3 protein-coding genes are annotated in these 2666 nt (G+C 70.3%); all 3 read right to left on the reverse strand.

Annotation, left to right across the window (positions count from 1 at the left end):
* Nucleotides 1-551, reverse strand: a 551-nt coding sequence (locus tag ACFV3E_RS24165; RefSeq protein WP_500536671.1) for a P-type ATPase actuator domain-containing protein, incomplete at its 3' end; no start/stop codon positions are given.
* 35 nt (nt 552-586) lie between these two features.
* A complete protein-coding gene (kdpA, locus tag ACFV3E_RS24170; protein ID WP_500536520.1) occupies nt 587-2248 on the reverse strand; it encodes a potassium-transporting ATPase subunit KdpA in 1662 nt (553 codons plus the stop codon).
* Between the two features lie 9 nt (nt 2249-2257).
* Entirely contained in the window at nt 2258-2347 is a 90-nt protein-coding gene (gene kdpF / locus ACFV3E_RS24175; protein WP_500536521.1) for a K(+)-transporting ATPase subunit F, read from the reverse strand.
* Nucleotides 2348-2666: the final 319 nt, after the last annotated feature.

A 2666-nucleotide genomic window follows, 5' to 3' on the forward strand; every position in this document is an offset into this window, starting at 1 on the left:
CCACCGGACTCCCGGATGACCGGGGCCGACTCACCGGTGATCGCCGACTCGTCCACCGACGCGACGCCCTCCACGACGTCACCGTCACCGGGGATCACGTCGCCCGCCTCGCAGACCACCAGGTCGCCGACGCGCAGCTCCGTCCCCGGCACACGCTCCTCGGCGCCGTCCATGAGACGGCGGGCGACGGTGTCGGTCTTGGCCCGGCGCAGCGTGTCGGCCTGGGCCTTGCCGCGGCCCTCGGCGACGGCCTCCGCGAGGTTGGCGAAGATCACGGTGAGCCAGAGCCATGCGGTGATCGCCCAGCCGAACCAGTCGGCCGGGGAGAGCAGCGCCAGCACGGTGGTGAGCACCGAGCCGATCAGGACCACGAACATGACGGGCGACTTGATCATCACCCGGGGGTCGAGCTTGCGCAGGGCGTCCGGGAGGGACCGCAGCAGCTGGGCCGGGTCGAAGAGCCCGCCCGAGACGCGGGCGCCGTGGCCCGCGTCCGGGGCGTGCGGTGCCAGTCCTCCCTCGGGCGCGCGTACGGGCGTGTCGGTGGACATGGTTTCCTCTGCGGGGGTGGGGGTGGTCGTACGGCTCATGACAGGCCCTCCGCGAGCGGGCCGAGGGCGAGCGCGGGGAAGTAGGTCAGGGCGGTGATGATCAGGATCGCGCCGACGAGCAGGCTCGCGAAGAGCGGCTTCTCGGTGCGCAGGGTGCCCGCGGTGGCGGGCACCGGCTTCTGCCGGGCGAGCGAGCCGGCCAGGGCCAGGACGAAGACCATCGGCACGAAGCGGCCGAGGAGCATCGCGAGGCCGAGCGTGGTGTTGTACCACTGCGTGTTGGCGCTCAGGCCGGCGAAGGCGGAGCCGTTGTTGTTGCCGGCGGAGGTGTAGGCGTACAGGACCTCGGAGAAGCCGTGCGGCCCGCTGTTGAGCATGGAGTGCGGCGGGGTCGGCAGCGCCATCGCCAGGGCGGTGAAGACCAGCACGACAGTCGGGGTGACCAGGATGTAGAGGGCGGCGAGCTTGATCTCCCGGGTGCCGATCTTCTTGCCCAGGTACTCCGGGGTGCGGCCCACCATCAGGCCGGCGATGAACACCGCGATGATCGCCATGATCAGGATGCCGTAGAGGCCGGAGCCGACACCGCCCGGCGCGATCTCGCCCAGCATCATCCCGAGCAGGGTGATGCCTCCGCCGAGGCCGGTGAAGGAGGAGTGGAAGGAGTCCACCGCGCCGGTCGACGTCAAGGTGGTGCTCACCGCGAACAGCGACGAGGCGCCGACGCCGAAGCGCTGTTCCTTGCCCTCCATGGCGGCGCCCGCGATCTGGTTCGCCGAGCCGGGGTGCGCGAACTCGACCCAGGTCATCAGCGTGACGAAGCCGAGCCAGATCAGGCCCATCGCGGCGAGGATCGCGTAGCCCTGCTTGATGTTGCCGACCAGCTTCCCGAAGGTGCGGGTCAGCGAGAGCGGGATCACCAGCATCAGGAAGATCTCGAAGAGGTTGGTGAACGCGTCCGGGTTCTCGAAGGGGTGGGCGGAGTTGACGTTGTAGAAGCCGCCGCCGTTGGTGCCGAGCTCCTTGATGGCCTCCTGGGAGGCCACCGCGCCACCGGTCAGCGTCTGGTGGCCCCCGGCGAGGGTGGTGATCTCGTGCCAGCCGGCGAAGTTCTGGATCGCCCCGAAGCCCACCAGCACGATCGCGGCGACGAACGCCACGGGCAGCAGGATGCGGACGGTGCCGCGGACCATGTCGGTCCAGAAGTTGCCGAGCTCGCCGGTGCGGGAGCGGACGAAGCCGCGGACCAGCGCCACGGCCACGGCCATGCCGACCGCCGCCGAGACGAAGTTCTGCACGGCCAGGCCCGCGGTCTGGGCGGCGTGGCCCATGGCGTTCTCACCCATGTACGACTGCCAGTTCGTGTTGGTCACGAACGAGGCCGCGGTGTTGAACGCCTGGTCGGGCGTGATGGCGGCGAAGCCGAGCGACAGCGGGAGGTGGTCCTGGAGCCGCAGGAACAGGTACAGGAACAGCACGCCCACGAAGGAGAAGGCCAGCACCGCCCTCAAGTAGGCGGGCCAGCGCATCTCGGCGTCCGGGTCGGCGCCGAAGCAGCGGTAGATCAGCCGCTCCACCCGCAGGTGCCGGTCGGAGCTGTAGACGGCGGCCATGTAGTCGCCGAAGGGGCGGTACACCAGGGCCAGCGCCACGATGAGGGCGGTGACCTGGAGCACGTCAGCGGTGATGGGGCCCATGTCCGGAACTCAGAACTTCTCGGGTCGGACGAGCGCCACGATCAGGTAGCCCAGCAGGGCGACGGCGACGACGAGTCCGACGATGTTCTCGGCGCTCACAGCTTCGCCACCCCCTTGGCGATGAGGGCCACCAGCGCGAAGACCGCGATCGTGGTGACCACGAAGGCCAGGTCGGCCATCGTGTGCTCCTAGCTTCGGATCGGACGTTTACCAGGCCAGGAAACCTCCGTCCCCGCCGTACGCGGACCTCGTTGACGGCTTCCATACGGGCCCTCACGGCGCCTTGACGGACCTTTGACGTTCACCCCGATGACCTGCGAAAACACCCGTGGGGGGCCCGGCGGAGCCCTCCGGGCCGCCCCCCGGGGCGGCCGTGCGGCCGCCCCCGCCGCGCGGGGGACGCTCGCCGCCGGGGGCT

It is taken from the genome of Streptomyces sp. NPDC059718 (assembly GCF_042733315.1).
Classification (GTDB): Bacteria; Actinomycetota; Actinomycetes; order Streptomycetales; family Streptomycetaceae; genus Actinacidiphila.

Bases quoted from the DNA above. Each gene is read 5' to 3' on its own strand.
- kdpA (WP_500536520.1), bottom strand. From the start codon at position 2,248: ATGGGCCCCATCACCGCTGACGTGCTCCAGGTCACCGCCCTCATCGTG.